Here is a 13829-nt window from a genome sequence, read left to right as displayed (position 1 = left end):
TGAACGCCTCCTTTTACTAAATTGTCAGAAAAATAAACACCCACTCATTATACTATAATATTCCAGTAAATGCGCACTTGGGATTTCAGTTATTTTTTCTATGGAAAGGCCATATATAATATATTGATTCAGTAAAAAAAGGGGAGGATGCGATAATATGCCAGCGAAGCAAATTCGTTTACGAAGAATTCAAAGCCTTGCTCACGACATTATGGTAGAAATGAATTCAAAGGAAGACCATAAGAAGAATGAATCATACAGAACCGTGATTGATGACCTATCACGTGCGATTGGGGAACTATCTGATCCATCGGGTGATTATTCATTGGATTATGTAGAAGAAAAAGTAGGCACTGCCCATTATAAAATCTTTAAGAACATGAAAAAACTGACGCCTCTTCGAAAAACAAAAGAATCAGCATGGTAAAATTTTTTTGAATGAAACTGATAATTATTATCAATAATAGATAAAGAAGGTAACCAAATCGGTTACCCCTTGCCTTAAACTTCTGGTTCGAACGTTTTACAGTCTGTCTCTTTGCTGTTGGACGCCTGCTTGCCTTTATGGCTGACAACGTAAATAGCTTCTGCACCACACTTATTTCCCTTTTCCCAATAAGTACAGTTATTTACTTCACAAAGAACATCTTTAGCCATGTATATCACCTCCTGGACATTATTTTCTTCCAATCAGGATGGTGATATACTTGCTTGTTCAGTTATCTATGTTCCACTCTTCTTTCAAAATCGCATAATAATATTCATCCCACCACTCATCGCCATGAGGAATGCACTTTTTGAAGCAGCCTTCCCGCCTCATGCCAATTTTCTCCATCACCCGATAAGAAGCCGGATTCTCAGGCTGGCAGGTTGCAATAATCCGGTGAAGCCCAAGTTCTTCAAAGCCATATTTCAGCACGGCATATGCTGCTTCTGATGCATAGCCTTTATTATAAAACTTCGGATTGAACACCCAGCCAATTTCATATGTATGATCGCCAAAATATTTATGGAAAGCTAGATGGCCAATTAGAACATCTCCATTTTTTAAAAGAACGGGAAAATGCTCTGCTTTTTCGGTATTCTCGCAGATAAACTCTTTAGCAGCTTCTTCTGTAAAAATACCTCCTGGAATGTATTTCATTACTTCAGGATTTGAAGTGTACTCATAGACTGCCTGCCAGTCTTCTGACTTGAACTTACGGATTAGTAGCCTCTCTGTTTTAAGCTCCATTTCATAACCCCTATTCAGCTGTTTTCATCCTAATGTATGTTCGCTGATTTCAGCCAGATTTCCTTTAAAAATGCTGAACGCACATAAATTTTTTTATCCGCACAGAAATAACGTCTATCCGCACATAAAAAATCTTATGCGCACATATTTCTCAGCTATCCAAATTGCCCGAGGCACCTTTATTTCGAAGAAAAGTGGTCCATTCCTACAAAATTCATCACGGAGACAGGACTTTTCTACCCTTTTCTGCAATTGGCGCAGGTTTTCCAAACAGATATCCCTAAAAAATCTGGTATCCCTTATCCTAGGAGCAGGTTCAAATGCGCCAAATATCATATATCGCGCTAGCAAAGTTAATAAAAACATAACAAAAATCATATTTAATTGAATCATTATGTTCACCTCATACAAAAAACTATCCCCGGCCTCAGCCGGAGATAGCTTTTTTAAAAATCACTCGTACCGCAAAGATTCAATCGGACTCAGCCTCGAAGCTTTATTGGCCGGCAGCAGTCCAAAAATAATGCCAATCGCCATTGAGAAGAAAAGGGCTCCTGCGACGACCTGCCAGGAAATGAGCGATGGCCATCCGGCAAAGAAAGAAATCAGGGATGCCGAACCCCAGCCAAGCAGGATTCCCAGCACTCCTCCAATTAAAGTCAGCGTGACAGATTCGATTAGAAACTGTCCCATGATTTGCCCCCTGGTCGCTCCGAGTGCTTTACGGATGCCGATTTCCCTCGTTCTTTCCGTTACAGATACGAGCATGATATTCATGACGCCAATTCCGCCGACAAACAGCGAGATGCCGGCGATACTGCCGATGATTAAAGTCATGACCTTTGTAATCTGGCCGATTCCTTCTGCCATTTCTTCCATGTTGATGACCATATAAGATTCTTCTGTATTATGCATCTTGTTAAGTAAGTTGGCGGCCTTCTTTCCGGCCGTCTGAAGCTGATCAGCGGATTCTGCCTGAAGCGTCACTTGGGTATAGTCACTCTTTCCATAAATAGCCTGCCATGTTTTAGTAGGCACATAGATCTCCAGAGCACCGAATGAAAAAAGTCCTGTCGGCTTTTCCATGACGCCAATGATCTCAATCGGCTGGTTCCCAATCCGGATCACTTCGCCAACCGGCGACTTGCCATCAAAGAGCTCCTCCTGCATGGAATAGCTGACAAGCCCCACCCTGCGTCCGCCAAGGAAATCTGCAGCCGTAAAGGACCGCCCTTTCTCCATATCAACATTGTTCAGCTCAAAATAGGCTGGACTTACTCCTGTTGTCGATGTTTCTGCCTTCTTTTCCCCAAAAGAAGCCTGTGAAAACTGTGAGCTTGAAGCAACTACTCTCTTAATCTCCGGAATCTGCTCCAATGCATTGATATCTTCCCCATCAAAAGGAGCTTCATTAAATATGTTTGGGTTTGCCTGAATTTCCTCGTCAGAAGGCTGATAAAACAGCTCCACTGTATTGCCGGGACCTGTCAGCTGCGTCTTCAGCATCGCTTCTCCGCCCTGGCCGATTGCGACTACAATAATGACAGCCCCAACACCAATAATGATCCCAATCATCGTTAAAATCGATCTCATTTTATGCGCCTTCAATGAACTAAGCGCCATTTTGATATTTTCTACAAAACTCATGTAGGCGCCCCCCTGCGGGAAGGTTCTGCTGACACAATCAGCCCATCCCTCACCATAATCGTGTGATGGGCATACTCTGCAACCTCAGGTTCATGTGTAACCATTACAATCGTTGACCCTTCATGGTTCAGCTCACTGAACAGTTCCATAATGGAGGCGCTTGTTTTCGTATCAAGAGCACCTGTTGGTTCATCCGCCAATATGATTTTCGGTTCGTTCACAATCGCTCTGGCAATGGCAACCCGCTGCTTCTGCCCTCCTGATAGGGCATTTGGCAGATGCTCCATCCGATCAGCAAGACCCACTTTGACCAGCGCGGCTTCCGCCCTTTCCAATCGTTCCTTTTTGGCAAGGCCGCTATAAATCATTGGCAGCTCTACATTTTGAATAGCCGTCAGTCTCGGAAGCAGGTGAAACTGCTGAAACACAAACCCGATCGATTGATTTCTGACCTTTGCCAGCTCTGCTTCCGAGTAATGGGATATGTCCTCACCATCCAGTTCATATATTCCTTCTGTCGGCAAATCGAGGCATCCAATAATATTCATAAGCGTCGACTTTCCCGATCCGGATGGCCCCATAATCGCCACAGAATCACCTTGCTCAATGCTAAGATTAATCCCTTTTAAAACTTCAATTCTTTCTTTTCCCGCCTGATAAGACTTGATTATGCCAGTAAGATCAATCATTTCGCATCCACTTCCATGCCATCTTTCAGCTGATCTGATGGATTAGTAATAATCAAATCCTTCTCATTGAGGCCGCTTGTTATCTCGATTTTATTCCCGGAAGCGACACCTGTCTCCACTTCCTGTTTATAGCTTTTCTGATCCCTGACCACGAATACATATACGCTGCTGTCTCCAGTTATAACCGAGTTTGCCGGAACAGTCAGTGCCTTCTTCTTATCCGTTTCGATTTCCATTATGAGCTGAAAGCCTGATCTCAGGGACAATTCCTTCACTGTAACCTCCACCCGATACTGTGGCGCACTTTTTTCGGCAGGGTTCATTCCCTGATTCTCTTCTGGCATATCAGCTACTTCGCTGACTTCGCCTTTCCATTCCTTTTCAGGAATTGCATCGGAACGGAGAGTCACCTTTTGTCCCTCCTTCACCTTTAATGAATCGAATTCTGAAAGTAAGCCTGATGCGCCGACTGCTTTTAAATCGCCAACATAAATGACAGGTTTTCCTGCCGTAGCCGGATCAGAGGTGGCTGCCTTGTTCACCTGAAGCACCACTCCATCTATTGTGCTTTTTACCTCTAATTCTCCAAGGCGTTTTTCAATATCTTTCTTCTGCAAAAGCACCTGGCTTAATTCCAGATTCGCCAATCGCTTTTCCAGTTTCAACTGATCCCTTTCAGGCTGTATCTGTTTATCTGCTTCCTTTTCACCAGCTTGTTTGCGCAGCTCTTTTTCCTTATCCCTCAGCTGGTCTTCCTCTTTTTCCAGCTGGTTGATTTTTATATAGCCTGATTCAGCCTGAAGCTTGACTTTTTCCAATTCAAGCTCCAATGCCTGGTCATCAAATTTGGCCAGCACCTCTCCTTTTTTAACAGAATCCCCTTCTTCCACCAGGAATTCCTTAATTTCGCCTTTTTCAGGAGATGCATATATTTTCTGCTCATTCACAAGCTTTGCCGTTCCCGGAATCATGATCTGCTCTTTAATTTCTTCCTGAACTGGATGGGAGGTTTTTACTTCCGGCCCTTTCGCAAACGCCTGCCTGTATACGCTAACGCCAGCCAGCAGCAAAAACACAGCCGTAACTCCGATTGCTATCCAAACTTTCTTTTTCATTTAGACACCAGTCATTCCTGAAAGGGTATTGCTGATTAAAGTGAAGACAATGCCGATGATGAAGAAGGCAATCGCAATGCCCCAAGCCCAGCCTTTTGATAATCCTCCAACCCGATGAAGGCCAATAGCCGTTACAACAGACTGCCAGATGCTGAATAACTCGATAGAACCCAGGACTCCTGGTTTCTCGCTGTTCATCAGTCCTGCTAAACTAGTAATAAATATTTCCGGATTTCCTCCGATAGCTGCTCTTAATGCCATATTGACCAAAAGGCCGATCCCGCCAATAACAAGAATATAAATATTCATGGAAAATATCTGTTTGAACGTTGCATCTGATCCAGCAATTTTAATGAAAATCATATAAATACCACCGGAAATGAGGGCAACCACTACAGGTGTGAAAATTCCTGTTATCGCCACACCCACCCTCGAAAACATCATTACCATCTCTGCCTCGGCCTCACTCATGCCCTCAAGCCCAAGGTAAGAAGCATCCATCGACACGGCCATCAAAAACATTCCTGCAGCATATAGAATACTGACCAAAATCAGCGGCACCCAAATCTTCGGGTTCTGGCGGATGCGGTCAAACTGCTCCCCAGGACTCCAAATCATCCCAAGCATACTTGGTTTTGCACTGCTTGTTTTTACTTCTTGTTCCATTAAGAACACTCCTATTCTATTTAAAATGATTCCACTATAGCTTTACGGAATAAAATAGAAAAAGTTTCAAACGGATACATTTTTACCCATATAAATACCAGGAGATCTCTCCCCTGGTATCCTGTCTACACAGCCTTCCGCTGAAAATAAAAATAGCCGCCCAGATAAAACAATAAAAAGAATCCGCCGATTACAGTCAAAAGCTGTTCCCATGGTATAAAGAAAATATCACCCGTACCTGCCGCAGGATACATCATTGCAAATGGCTGTGCCCATGGATAATAGGGACCCACTTTCTCGGAATTCATCGCCAGAATGGATGGCAGCGTAAAAACGACGTTGACCGCAAAAGGTGCCGCAAAGCTTTTGAACCAGACGGACATCCACAGCTGCAGAGCGACTAAGGGGAAAGTCGCCACCCAGCCTCCCAATATGCTTTTCCAGATAATCGCTGCCGGAAACGGATCGGGCACACCTTTATACAATCCTGCTCCAAAAATGGCAGCTAAATAAAATAACTGGATAAGCAAAACCAATAGCAGGATTAGCGCATACTTAGCTGCAAACACTTTTCCCCTTGTGACAGGCAGCGCCAAAAGCTGCTTCCAGCCTCCGGCCTGATGCTCATACCGGCAGACAAGGCTTGCCAGAACCCCTGTAACTAACGGCAAAAAGAGGATCGAATAAGGCAAATTCATATAAATCAAAAGCATGTACCATTCATTCATCACTCCCGCCGTTTCAGCTGTATTTGCCCCAATCCCGGCACCAAGCCCAATCAGCGGCCCCACTAAAAGAATGCCGAAGATCTTTGATTTTCGCAGTTTAAACCACTCCGACTTCAAAATAGACAGCATCTATTTCACATCCCTTCTCGCAAAATCAATCATGCCGGCTGTGTATAATAAAACGCCGGCTCCAATTCCAAGCAGGACGTTGATGAGCGGTTCATTCCACTCATTCAGCAGCAGCGGCCATTTCCAAATCAGCCAATCCGGCAAAGTAAAACCAGCATATGTCAGAATCACACCCAAAATCCCCATAGTTATGGGCACCCCCTGGTTTACACTCACAGTCGCTACCCAAAGCTGCAGCGCCAAAACAGGTAATGCCGCAAAAAAAGGGTAAAAGCTATATTTCAGCAGACCGGAATACGGAATCTCCCCGCCCAAATCCAGAAACAATCCAAAAGCGATTGTAAACAGCATCAAAAGCACAGAAGAAACCAGGAGCAGAACCATTAGCACCGTGAACTTCGATAAATACACGCTCATCTTTGAAACTGGCAATGCAATCAGCTGTTTCCAGGCGTTCGTTTCATTTTCAATGCTCGACATAAAAGAGGTCAGGATTACAATGCCCAGTACAATCGCAAGCGGTGTAAACGAATGGATATTGTCCAAATAATATCCCCACCGGTCATCATTCTGCCCGAACAAATAATCCTTGCGCACCCCGTAATTGACCATCTGCATGGCTACTACCCCAACTGGACCCAGTACGGTCAGGAACCAGATTCCTTTCCGCTTAATCTTCATAAATTCAGCTGCCAGCAATTTTCCCATCATCCGGCCTGCTCCTCCCTCGTCATCTGAAGGAAAATGTCTTCCAATGATCGCTTTTCTTCTTCAACCCGGTAAACGGAAAATCCATCTGCTACAAGTCCGCGAACAGCCTCAGCCACTTGCTCATCCGATTGCTGCGGCAGCGAAATGATACCACTATCCAAACCAGCCTTCATTCCTCTTCCCAACAGGGAGCGCCAGGCTTTGTCGCTCTCGCTGACCTTTATTAAAACGGATTGCTTTGCATACGTGCGCATCGCTTCAATTGAATCCTGAAAAATCATCTTCCCTTTCGTGACAATACCTACTGTTGTTGCCATCTGATCAATCTCTGAAAGTAAGTGACTGGAGATTAACACGGTCATCCCGCATTCAGATGGCAGGCTTTTTATCAGATTACGGATTTCAATAATCCCCGAAGGATCTAAACCGTTTGTCGGCTCATCCAGAATCAGCAATTCCGGGTTATTCAGCAGCGAAGCAGCGATTCCAAGCCGCTGCTTCATGCCGAGTGAGAAGCCCTTTACTTTCTTATCACCGGCATCTGTTAGCCGGACAATCTCCAGCACCTCAGCGATTCTCTGTTTCGGCACACCAAGTATTTTTCTCATTGCTTCCAGATTTTCTTTTGCCGTTAAATGCGGGTAATATGACGGTGATTCTACAAGCGAGCCTACCCGTCCTAATATATTTAGTCTTTCTTTCTTTAAATCTTTTTGAAAAATTTCAATTCTGCCGGAATCAGGCTTCATCAGCCCCAAAAGCATCCGGATCGTTGTCGTTTTCCCCGCACCATTCGGACCCAGAAATCCGTAGATTTCCCCTTTGGGTATTTTCATTTCCAGACCTGACACAGCTTTCTCCTGACCAAAATGCTTTGATAAATTTTCCGTTCTTACGATATACTCCATTCCCTCTCACCTCACTTTCCATCTTAGCCAGTCAAGGTTAAAACAAAGGTAGGGGGAAGTTTAAAATTTGTTTAAAGTTTAAAATGACACTTTTTTCCTCCTCAATCGTCTAATACAGTAAGCACCTTGGGGAGAAGATAACCTTATGACGTTTAAAAGGCTTTTTAACATTGGCTACGCTGTGTTCCTGCCTGCCTGCTTACTCGTATATTTCTTTATTCCACACATTTATGCCTGGATTATCCTCGTTATTCTGGCAGTTTTCTTTGGCATTTACCAATTGATCACATTATGGAATCTAAAACAAAAAGGGAGCTCCTGATAAGGCAGCTCCTAATGTTTTCTTAAGATTTTTATGCTTGTGCCCTCGTCACCGGAATCGATATCCCACTCCAGTTTCATGCCCTTCACCATCATATCAACGATGGATAACCCAATTCCGGCCCCTTTTTCATTGGAGCTGTTTTTAAGCCCCTTCCCATGATCGATAAAAACAATCGCATCATACTCATCGGTGGATTCAGTCGCCACTTCAAGGTAAAGCCCATCCTTCGCATGCCGCAGCACATTTTGCAGGATGTTATCAAAAATACGGCTCAGCCACACCGGGTCTGCCTGCCATTTCTCTTGAAATGGCTCTAACTCGATGATCACTTCAAAACTTTCTTTCTCAAAAACCGGATACCATGATGCCATACTTTCACGAACAAACCGGACAGCATCCAGCTCGGTCAGCTCCTGCTTATGCTTGCTCGCCATCAAAAGCGTGTAGCTCATTAGGTTCTCAATCAATCTATCAATTTTAACAATCGAGGTTTCCAGCGCTTTGACCGCCTGTTTTCCTTCTGAAGACAGCTTCTCCTTTGCAATCGAGTATGTTTGCGCATTGATTTTCGTCAAAGGCGTCCGCAGGTCATGGGACAGATTGGCGATCAGCTCCCTCCGCAGCTGTTCTTCCTCCTGCTCGCGCTGCTTGCTTTCCTTGAGCTCTAAGATCATCTCATTAAAGGTCTGTTCCAGCTGGCCGATTTCATCATTCTTTTGCACATCAATGCCAATCGGGAGATTATCCATATCCCGTCTTTCCATCGCCTCCTGGAGATGAAGCAGTCTTTTGCGGATCCCACGGAAAAATAAAAAGGAGACGATGATAAACAGGGTAATGATCAAAAGCAGACCGGCTCCTAAGAGAAGTCCATATTTCTCTGTTACCTCCACTATCGGTGGAAGAAATAAATTCCTCGGTATTTCAAGAACGATAAAACCGTTCTTTTCATCCCCGCCAATAAAACTTATAACTGTAAACGGGTCTCCGCCATACCGTTCTTTAATAAACTTCGCTGTAAAGGCAGGAGTCCAATTAGCAGGCAGATCCCCCTTCACATCCAGCTGTTCCATCAGGTTTCCATGTTCATCTACCCAAAACATCGAAGCATCAGGATATTTCTTTTTCCATTTGGAGAAATGACTAAGAATGGCTTCCTGTGATGCCCTCTCCAGTTTTTTTGCATCCGCATGCCATTTTTCTTCAATATGATTGGGATCGGATTCATTCTTGCTTTTTTCTCCTGAGATGTCCTCTTGGAGACCCATAGCCAGCATAGCAATGAGTAAGTAAGCTGCCTGAAACAGAAATAAGGCAACCAGAATAATCGTCATATACTTCGCCTGCAGCGATTGGAAAAACCTTTTCATACCTTCACCCTGTAGCCGATTCCGCGGATAGTCTCAATAATCTCAGGACGGGAAGGGTTCTTCTCGAGTTTTTCACGAAGATAGCGAATATGAACCATCAGGGTTTTGTCGCCCTCCATATATTGTTCTCCCCAAACGCCTTCATAAAGCTGCTCTTTTGTCAGTATCTGATTCAGATGGCGAATGAAGTGCTGAAACAGCTGATACTGCTTGCCTGTCAATTGAATTTCATTGTCTGTATCCCGATTGATAATCCGCAAATCCTTTGTATGTACCTGTAAGTGGTGAAGCTCCAGCACCTGATCATTCTTTTGAAATCGCCTTAACAGCACTTCAATCCTCGCAGCAAGCTCATCCGGCTGGAATGGCTTTGTCAGATAATCATCAGCAAAGCTCAGGCCCTCCAGCTTATCCTCCACCGCCGTCCTTGCCGATAGCATAAGTACTGGCATGTCATTCTTTACTTTCTTAATCCGCTTCCCGATTGAAAACCCGTCAAGCCCCGGAAGCATCACATCCAAAATGGCAATATCGGCATCAGAAAGATAATTTTCCATACCTTCTCCAGACTGCAGCCAGATCACCTCATAGCCTCTTTCCTCTAAATCATTTTTCAGCCAGCTGCCAATATCGCTTTCGTCTTCTATGTATAAAATTCGAACCATACTCTCCACCCTTTAATTTATCTTTTACTAATTCTGCTTTTGAACATCATCTTATAAGTTCCCGAATCTAACAAATACTTCCTGCTATTCTACGATACTTACTATTGATAGGATTCATTTTTCCCGCCATGATTACTTCTTAATAAACAGGGTACATACTAACTAAGCTTTTCAATACCTTATTGCCTGCCACTAAGAATTCTTCCAAAAAGAGTTTTAGCGGGAGGTGATGAAGTGAGAAAAGTTTACCGAATTGAGGAATTGCTCACTTATTTAGCATCTATTGGCTATCCTCTCACAGAGGAAAAAATCCATCATCTGATTCAGAATAAAGACATCCCGCATCTCAGACCTTACGGCAATTTGTATGTCTTCAACCTGGATCACATCGACTGGTGGGTCAGCCAGAGGAGATAAAGCATTACCTAGCCCCGCTTTTTAGCGGGGCTTTTACTATGTAAAAAAACATTCGCCATTATCAGCGAATGCTTTTTTCTAAGCTCTTAATTCAGCTTCTCCTTTACATAGTTCCGGAATTCGCTGTTTGTCAGAAATTGAAGCTGAAAACTGTTCATATTCCTTGAAAGCTCCTTAAACTCCGCATTGCTCAGATCATTTGCAAGGAAAGCCATTTCTGTACAATTGCCCTCTTTACCGGTTGCATACATGCTGATGGTAAAAACAAAGGCTGTTGATCCTCCCTTTTGCCCTGCATGCTGAAGCCACTCCCGGTTGCGGGGATTTTTCAGCAGCTGCTCCATAACTGGGTCCAGATAAGAATGGACTTTCTTGGAAAAATAGCTTTTACTGTTTAATAGACTCATAAGCTCTGCATAATCACCAGCAGAAGCACGCGGAAGCCTGTCGGACCATACTCTTTGAAAATCCATATCGAGAATCCTTAATATTTCCTTCTTACCCTTTTCGAGTGGCGGATGGCTTTCCCATTTCTGATGGATGTCTATAGCTCTGCTTCGATACTCCTCAAGACTCATGCCCTTCAATTCCTTAAGCGCCTCTTCTTTTGTGAATCCCTTTTCCTCCATCAGCTCCATTGGGATAAAAAGGGCACTGACAATCGGATACATCTTTTCATGACTGGCAAGCTTCAAATCATCAGCAAGTCTATTCACCTTTTCAATTCCCAGGACATTCAGCAGGTAATCGGTGTTTGCATTCGAACTGTAAGCGATCATCCCATTTACTACTTCGCTTAGAGGAACATTCTCCTCCTCTTCTGAAAGACCATTAATCCACGCCTGGTGGGCTCCGCCATCTGTATTAGGAACATAGTACGTTTCCAAAGTCTTTAAATCGACTTTTTCCTGGGGGTCAATTTCTCCCTCCGCCGCCTGACGCGCATATTCAATTGCCACCATAATTTTAACCGTGCTGGCCAAAGGAAGCGGTACATCCTCATTGATTTTAACCCACTCTTCATCATTATGCCGACCAAGGCCATATTGTCTGTATGTCTGTGTTCCTGCACATACCCGATGACTGACTCAGGATCACCGCTGCTTTTCCCCTTTAGATACATGAATAAGGCCAAAGCTGCTGCTGCCAAAATAAGAACTATTCCAGTGATTACCCACATCATCTTCAAAAAGAAAACCTCCATGATTACGTTGTACTATTTAAATACGAAAGGTAATCACGGAGGTTTCATTGTAATGGTAAAAAGTTCTATTTAATTTGAACTTCCTCCCTGCGGCTCTTATACCAGGAATAGAAAGATGGAGCCACATCGGCTGGCACATTCTCCACACTGGCATACTGAACAGGCTTACCTCGATTCACTGTCTGTATGGAGGCAAGCCCAAACAGCTTTTGCCATCGTGTTGCCGTTACTTCTGCCTCAATAACCTTGCTTCTTTTAGAGATAAATAACCTCGTGCCAACAATGCCGGTTTTGAATTGAATAAAAGGGCCATTGATCAAATAACGGGCATTTGTATACCCAGCGATTCGTACAAAGACAATTAAGGAAAAGAGCAGGATAGAACCTGCCAGCCAGGTTTCTTCAATACCCAGAAATTCAGGCTTGAAATAAACCAGGGCAGCTGTTGATAAAATCCATAACAAGCTTGGCTTTAATAAGCTTGCCCATAGGGCATTTTTCGGAAGCGGATGCATCTTCTGTAAAATTTCATAAGCCGGCAATATCTCCTCCGCTATCTTGCAGGCCCGATCAACTGGCAGAAAAGGAAATAGCGAATTTACGCCTTCCTTTTCATCTCCTTCCGCAACATCACCTGCAGTCACCAATTTCACTTCAGCTACCCCGGTCAAACGTTTCATCATATTCTGCTTGATCTCTATTGCCTGGACTCGATCTTTTGAAATAGAAAAGGAGGTCTCTTCTAAGAATCCCTTGCGGATATAAATGCGGGTTTCGTCAGAGAATATTTCATATTTCCCATACTTGATATAGGTCCGCAAGAAACCTGCCAGTACTGATATAATCAGAAAAAAGATGATTGCAGCAGCCTGCACCTGCCAGGAGTCAAGGAACCCCTTCAAAAAGCCCATTCCTCTTTCTTCCAGATCAATAAAGTCAGATACTTTTGTATAAATAGAAGCTATTAAAGACAGCAGTACAAAAAAGCTTAGCGATGTAAAGGCCGCTTTTACAAGATCTTTCTTTCCGGGAGAAAAATGCAGTGTTTTTACACTCTCTTCCGGCATTTCCGCTTCCGTTTTCGCTGAAACCATCTCTTCCAGCCAGTTCGCTTCTTTTAAGGAAATTACCTTAAACTCCACCGCAGACTCACTTCCATCCATTCCTGTTTCAAAGGTAAGGGATGTGAATCCAAATAGCCGGTGAAGCAGAGACGTATGTCTCTGGATATTTTGGACTTTAGTAAATGGTACAGTTCTCTTGGAGCGGACAAAGATTCCCTTGGATAAATGGATATAAGCATCGTCCACTTCATACTTATTTGATAGCCAATCTATGAGAACATACAAAGCAGCCAAGGCAATAAAAGGAAGGAAAAGCTTCCGTCCCCATACAATCAGAAAGGATTGGGAGCCGGCTTTCATCACAAATAAAAAGAGGGCAATAAAGGCTGAATTTCTTAGTAATTGAATGAGTCCAAACAATATAAGAAGCGGATGATATCTTCTGGCTTGCTTCATTCGTCCTCTTCCTTTACTTTGGCAAGTTTGGCTATCTTATTTCTTAATGAGACAGCCTCCTCTTTTGGCAATGCCGGTATTACATGAGAGGACCCCATCGTCCCCATGCTACGGAATATAGGCCGTATTTCCTCATAAGGGGACCTTGCACAGTTTCAACCGATTGTATTTTCGTCATGGGGATCAGCAGATGCTTTTCCTGCTACACCCCTGACTTCAGCTGGACATATTCTTCATCCACATCGTAACGCCAGCTTTTGTACCGAATGTATGGTGATAGGAAAGACCAAATTGCCGCTGGTATCGATATAGCCAATAAAATGATCAGGATCCACCCGATCCATTCTTTCCAAGAAAATCGATCATCCAGATAAAACAACAAACCGAGAACCGCAAATCCGATGATATTTTGGATCGCCTCACTGATGATCCATACCCGGATGGCGTTCTGTGATACCCTGTTTTGAGGTTCCTTTATATTTACTTGCATATAAATCTCCC

General features: G+C 43.7%; 16 protein-coding genes and 1 pseudogene. 2 read left to right on the top strand and 15 right to left on the bottom strand.

Annotated features, from left to right (window positions below):
* Positions 1 to 157: 157 nt before the first annotated feature.
* On the top strand, positions 158 to 427 hold the full coding sequence (locus AC0VZ9_RS02855; RefSeq protein WP_009335487.1) for a hypothetical protein: 270 nt from the start codon (positions 158 to 160) through the stop codon (positions 425 to 427).
* 74 nt (positions 428 to 501) lie between these two features.
* On the opposite strand, the gene AC0VZ9_RS02850 is transcribed toward AC0VZ9_RS02855, so the two are convergent.
* The 11 genes from AC0VZ9_RS02850 to AC0VZ9_RS02800 all read right to left on the bottom strand — a co-directional run bounded on the left by AC0VZ9_RS02850 (position 502) and on the right by AC0VZ9_RS02800 (position 10187).
* Complete coding sequence (locus tag AC0VZ9_RS02850; protein WP_009335488.1) at positions 502 to 657, bottom strand: DUF1540 domain-containing protein; 156 nt, start codon at positions 655 to 657, stop codon at positions 502 to 504.
* A 58-nt stretch (positions 658 to 715) separates the two neighbouring features.
* Positions 716 to 1234 (bottom strand): GNAT family N-acetyltransferase, encoded by a 519-nt coding sequence (locus AC0VZ9_RS02845; RefSeq protein WP_252245831.1) that lies wholly within the window; start codon positions 1232 to 1234, stop codon positions 716 to 718.
* 453 nt (positions 1235 to 1687) lie between these two features.
* Positions 1688 to 2881 carry an ABC transporter permease gene (locus AC0VZ9_RS02840; protein ID WP_192908093.1) on the bottom strand — a complete coding sequence of 398 codons (1194 nt, stop codon included), beginning with the start codon at positions 2879 to 2881 and terminating at the stop codon, positions 1688 to 1690.
* A complete protein-coding gene (locus tag AC0VZ9_RS02835; protein ID WP_019381112.1) occupies positions 2878 to 3570 on the bottom strand; it encodes an ABC transporter ATP-binding protein in 693 nt (230 codons plus the stop codon). Before AC0VZ9_RS02835 ends, AC0VZ9_RS02840 begins: the two co-directional genes overlap by 4 nt.
* The gene (locus tag AC0VZ9_RS02830) at positions 3567 to 4685 is read right to left on the bottom strand and encodes an efflux RND transporter periplasmic adaptor subunit (RefSeq protein WP_019381113.1); all 1119 of its coding nucleotides are present in this window, start codon (positions 4683 to 4685) and stop codon (positions 3567 to 3569) included. Before AC0VZ9_RS02830 ends, AC0VZ9_RS02835 begins: the two co-directional genes overlap by 4 nt.
* A complete protein-coding gene (yknW, locus tag AC0VZ9_RS02825; protein WP_019381114.1) occupies positions 4686 to 5351 on the bottom strand; it encodes a YknW family membrane protein in 666 nt (221 codons plus the stop codon).
* A 125-nt stretch (positions 5352 to 5476) separates the two neighbouring features.
* Positions 5477 to 6208 (bottom strand): ABC transporter permease, encoded by a 732-nt coding sequence (locus tag AC0VZ9_RS02820; RefSeq protein ID WP_009335494.1) that lies wholly within the window; start codon positions 6206 to 6208, stop codon positions 5477 to 5479.
* On the bottom strand, positions 6209 to 6919 hold the full coding sequence (locus tag AC0VZ9_RS02815; protein ID WP_009335495.1) for an ABC transporter permease: 711 nt from the start codon (positions 6917 to 6919) through the stop codon (positions 6209 to 6211).
* On the bottom strand, positions 6916 to 7827 hold the full coding sequence (locus AC0VZ9_RS02810) for an ABC transporter ATP-binding protein (RefSeq protein ID WP_251156687.1): 912 nt from the start codon (positions 7825 to 7827) through the stop codon (positions 6916 to 6918). Before AC0VZ9_RS02810 ends, AC0VZ9_RS02815 begins: the two co-directional genes overlap by 4 nt.
* A 333-nt stretch (positions 7828 to 8160) precedes the next feature.
* Positions 8161 to 9522, bottom strand: a complete 1362-nt coding sequence (locus AC0VZ9_RS02805) for a sensor histidine kinase (protein ID WP_251156686.1) — start codon at positions 9520 to 9522, stop codon at positions 8161 to 8163.
* Positions 9519 to 10187 carry a response regulator transcription factor gene (locus tag AC0VZ9_RS02800; RefSeq protein ID WP_009335498.1) on the bottom strand — a complete coding sequence of 223 codons (669 nt, stop codon included), beginning with the start codon at positions 10185 to 10187 and terminating at the stop codon, positions 9519 to 9521. Before AC0VZ9_RS02800 ends, AC0VZ9_RS02805 begins: the two co-directional genes overlap by 4 nt.
* 234 nt (positions 10188 to 10421) lie before the next feature.
* Between AC0VZ9_RS02800 and AC0VZ9_RS02795 the strand changes: the two genes are divergently transcribed.
* Complete coding sequence (locus AC0VZ9_RS02795; RefSeq protein ID WP_034297457.1) at positions 10422 to 10604, top strand: hypothetical protein; 183 nt, start codon at positions 10422 to 10424, stop codon at positions 10602 to 10604.
* A gap of 86 nt (positions 10605 to 10690) precedes the next feature.
* Here the strand turns inward: AC0VZ9_RS02795 and AC0VZ9_RS02790 are convergent, their stop codons facing one another.
* The 4 genes and pseudogenes from AC0VZ9_RS02790 to AC0VZ9_RS02775 form a co-directional block, all read right to left on the bottom strand.
* Positions 10691 to 11587 carry a serine hydrolase gene (locus AC0VZ9_RS02790; protein WP_009335499.1) on the bottom strand — a complete coding sequence of 299 codons (897 nt, stop codon included), beginning with the start codon at positions 11585 to 11587 and terminating at the stop codon, positions 10691 to 10693.
* The gene (locus AC0VZ9_RS02785; RefSeq protein ID WP_198286735.1) at positions 11497 to 11793 is read right to left on the bottom strand and encodes a hypothetical protein; all 297 of its coding nucleotides are present in this window, start codon (positions 11791 to 11793) and stop codon (positions 11497 to 11499) included. The genes AC0VZ9_RS02790 and AC0VZ9_RS02785 overlap by 91 nt, the downstream gene beginning before the upstream one ends.
* Positions 11794 to 11873: 80 nt before the next feature.
* On the bottom strand, positions 11874 to 13328 hold the full coding sequence (locus AC0VZ9_RS02780; RefSeq protein WP_009335500.1) for a PH domain-containing protein: 1455 nt from the start codon (positions 13326 to 13328) through the stop codon (positions 11874 to 11876).
* Positions 13325 to 13818 (bottom strand): annotated as a pseudogene (locus tag AC0VZ9_RS02775) (PH domain-containing protein). Before AC0VZ9_RS02775 ends, AC0VZ9_RS02780 begins: the two are co-directional and overlap by 4 nt.
* Positions 13819 to 13829 lie beyond the last annotated feature (11 nt).

Source organism: Cytobacillus sp. QJM3NY_8, from assembly GCF_056173585.1.
The sequence above is the reverse complement of the archived record's forward strand: the minus strand, read 5'-3'. Positions and strand labels throughout refer to the sequence as shown.

What these genes read in the sequence shown, in the direction of transcription:
- yknW (WP_019381114.1), bottom strand. Translation starts at nt 5,351, where the DNA reads ATGGAACAAGAAGTAAAAACAAGCAGTGCAAAACCAAGTATGCTTGGG.
- AC0VZ9_RS02830 (WP_019381113.1), bottom strand. Translation starts at nt 4,685, where the DNA reads ATGAAAAAGAAAGTTTGGATAGCAATCGGAGTTACGGCTGTGTTTTTG.
- AC0VZ9_RS02810 (WP_251156687.1), bottom strand. Translation starts at nt 7,827, where the DNA reads ATGGAGTATATCGTAAGAACGGAAAATTTATCAAAGCATTTTGGTCAG.
- AC0VZ9_RS02800 (WP_009335498.1), bottom strand. Translation starts at nt 10,187, where the DNA reads ATGGTTCGAATTTTATACATAGAAGACGAAAGCGATATTGGCAGCTGG.
- AC0VZ9_RS02845 (WP_252245831.1), bottom strand. Translation starts at nt 1,234, where the DNA reads ATGGAGCTTAAAACAGAGAGGCTACTAATCCGTAAGTTCAAGTCAGAA.
- AC0VZ9_RS02820 (WP_009335494.1), bottom strand. Translation starts at nt 6,208, where the DNA reads ATGCTGTCTATTTTGAAGTCGGAGTGGTTTAAACTGCGAAAATCAAAG.
- AC0VZ9_RS02855 (WP_009335487.1), top strand. Translation starts at nt 158, where the DNA reads ATGCCAGCGAAGCAAATTCGTTTACGAAGAATTCAAAGCCTTGCTCAC.
- AC0VZ9_RS02850 (WP_009335488.1), bottom strand. Translation starts at nt 657, where the DNA reads ATGGCTAAAGATGTTCTTTGTGAAGTAAATAACTGTACTTATTGGGAA.
- AC0VZ9_RS02805 (WP_251156686.1), bottom strand. Translation starts at nt 9,522, where the DNA reads ATGAAAAGGTTTTTCCAATCGCTGCAGGCGAAGTATATGACGATTATT.
- AC0VZ9_RS02835 (WP_019381112.1), bottom strand. Translation starts at nt 3,570, where the DNA reads ATGATTGATCTTACTGGCATAATCAAGTCTTATCAGGCGGGAAAAGAA.
- AC0VZ9_RS02780 (WP_009335500.1), bottom strand. Translation starts at nt 13,328, where the DNA reads ATGAAGCAAGCCAGAAGATATCATCCGCTTCTTATATTGTTTGGACTC.
- AC0VZ9_RS02815 (WP_009335495.1), bottom strand. Translation starts at nt 6,919, where the DNA reads ATGATGGGAAAATTGCTGGCAGCTGAATTTATGAAGATTAAGCGGAAA.
- AC0VZ9_RS02840 (WP_192908093.1), bottom strand. Translation starts at nt 2,881, where the DNA reads ATGAGTTTTGTAGAAAATATCAAAATGGCGCTTAGTTCATTGAAGGCG.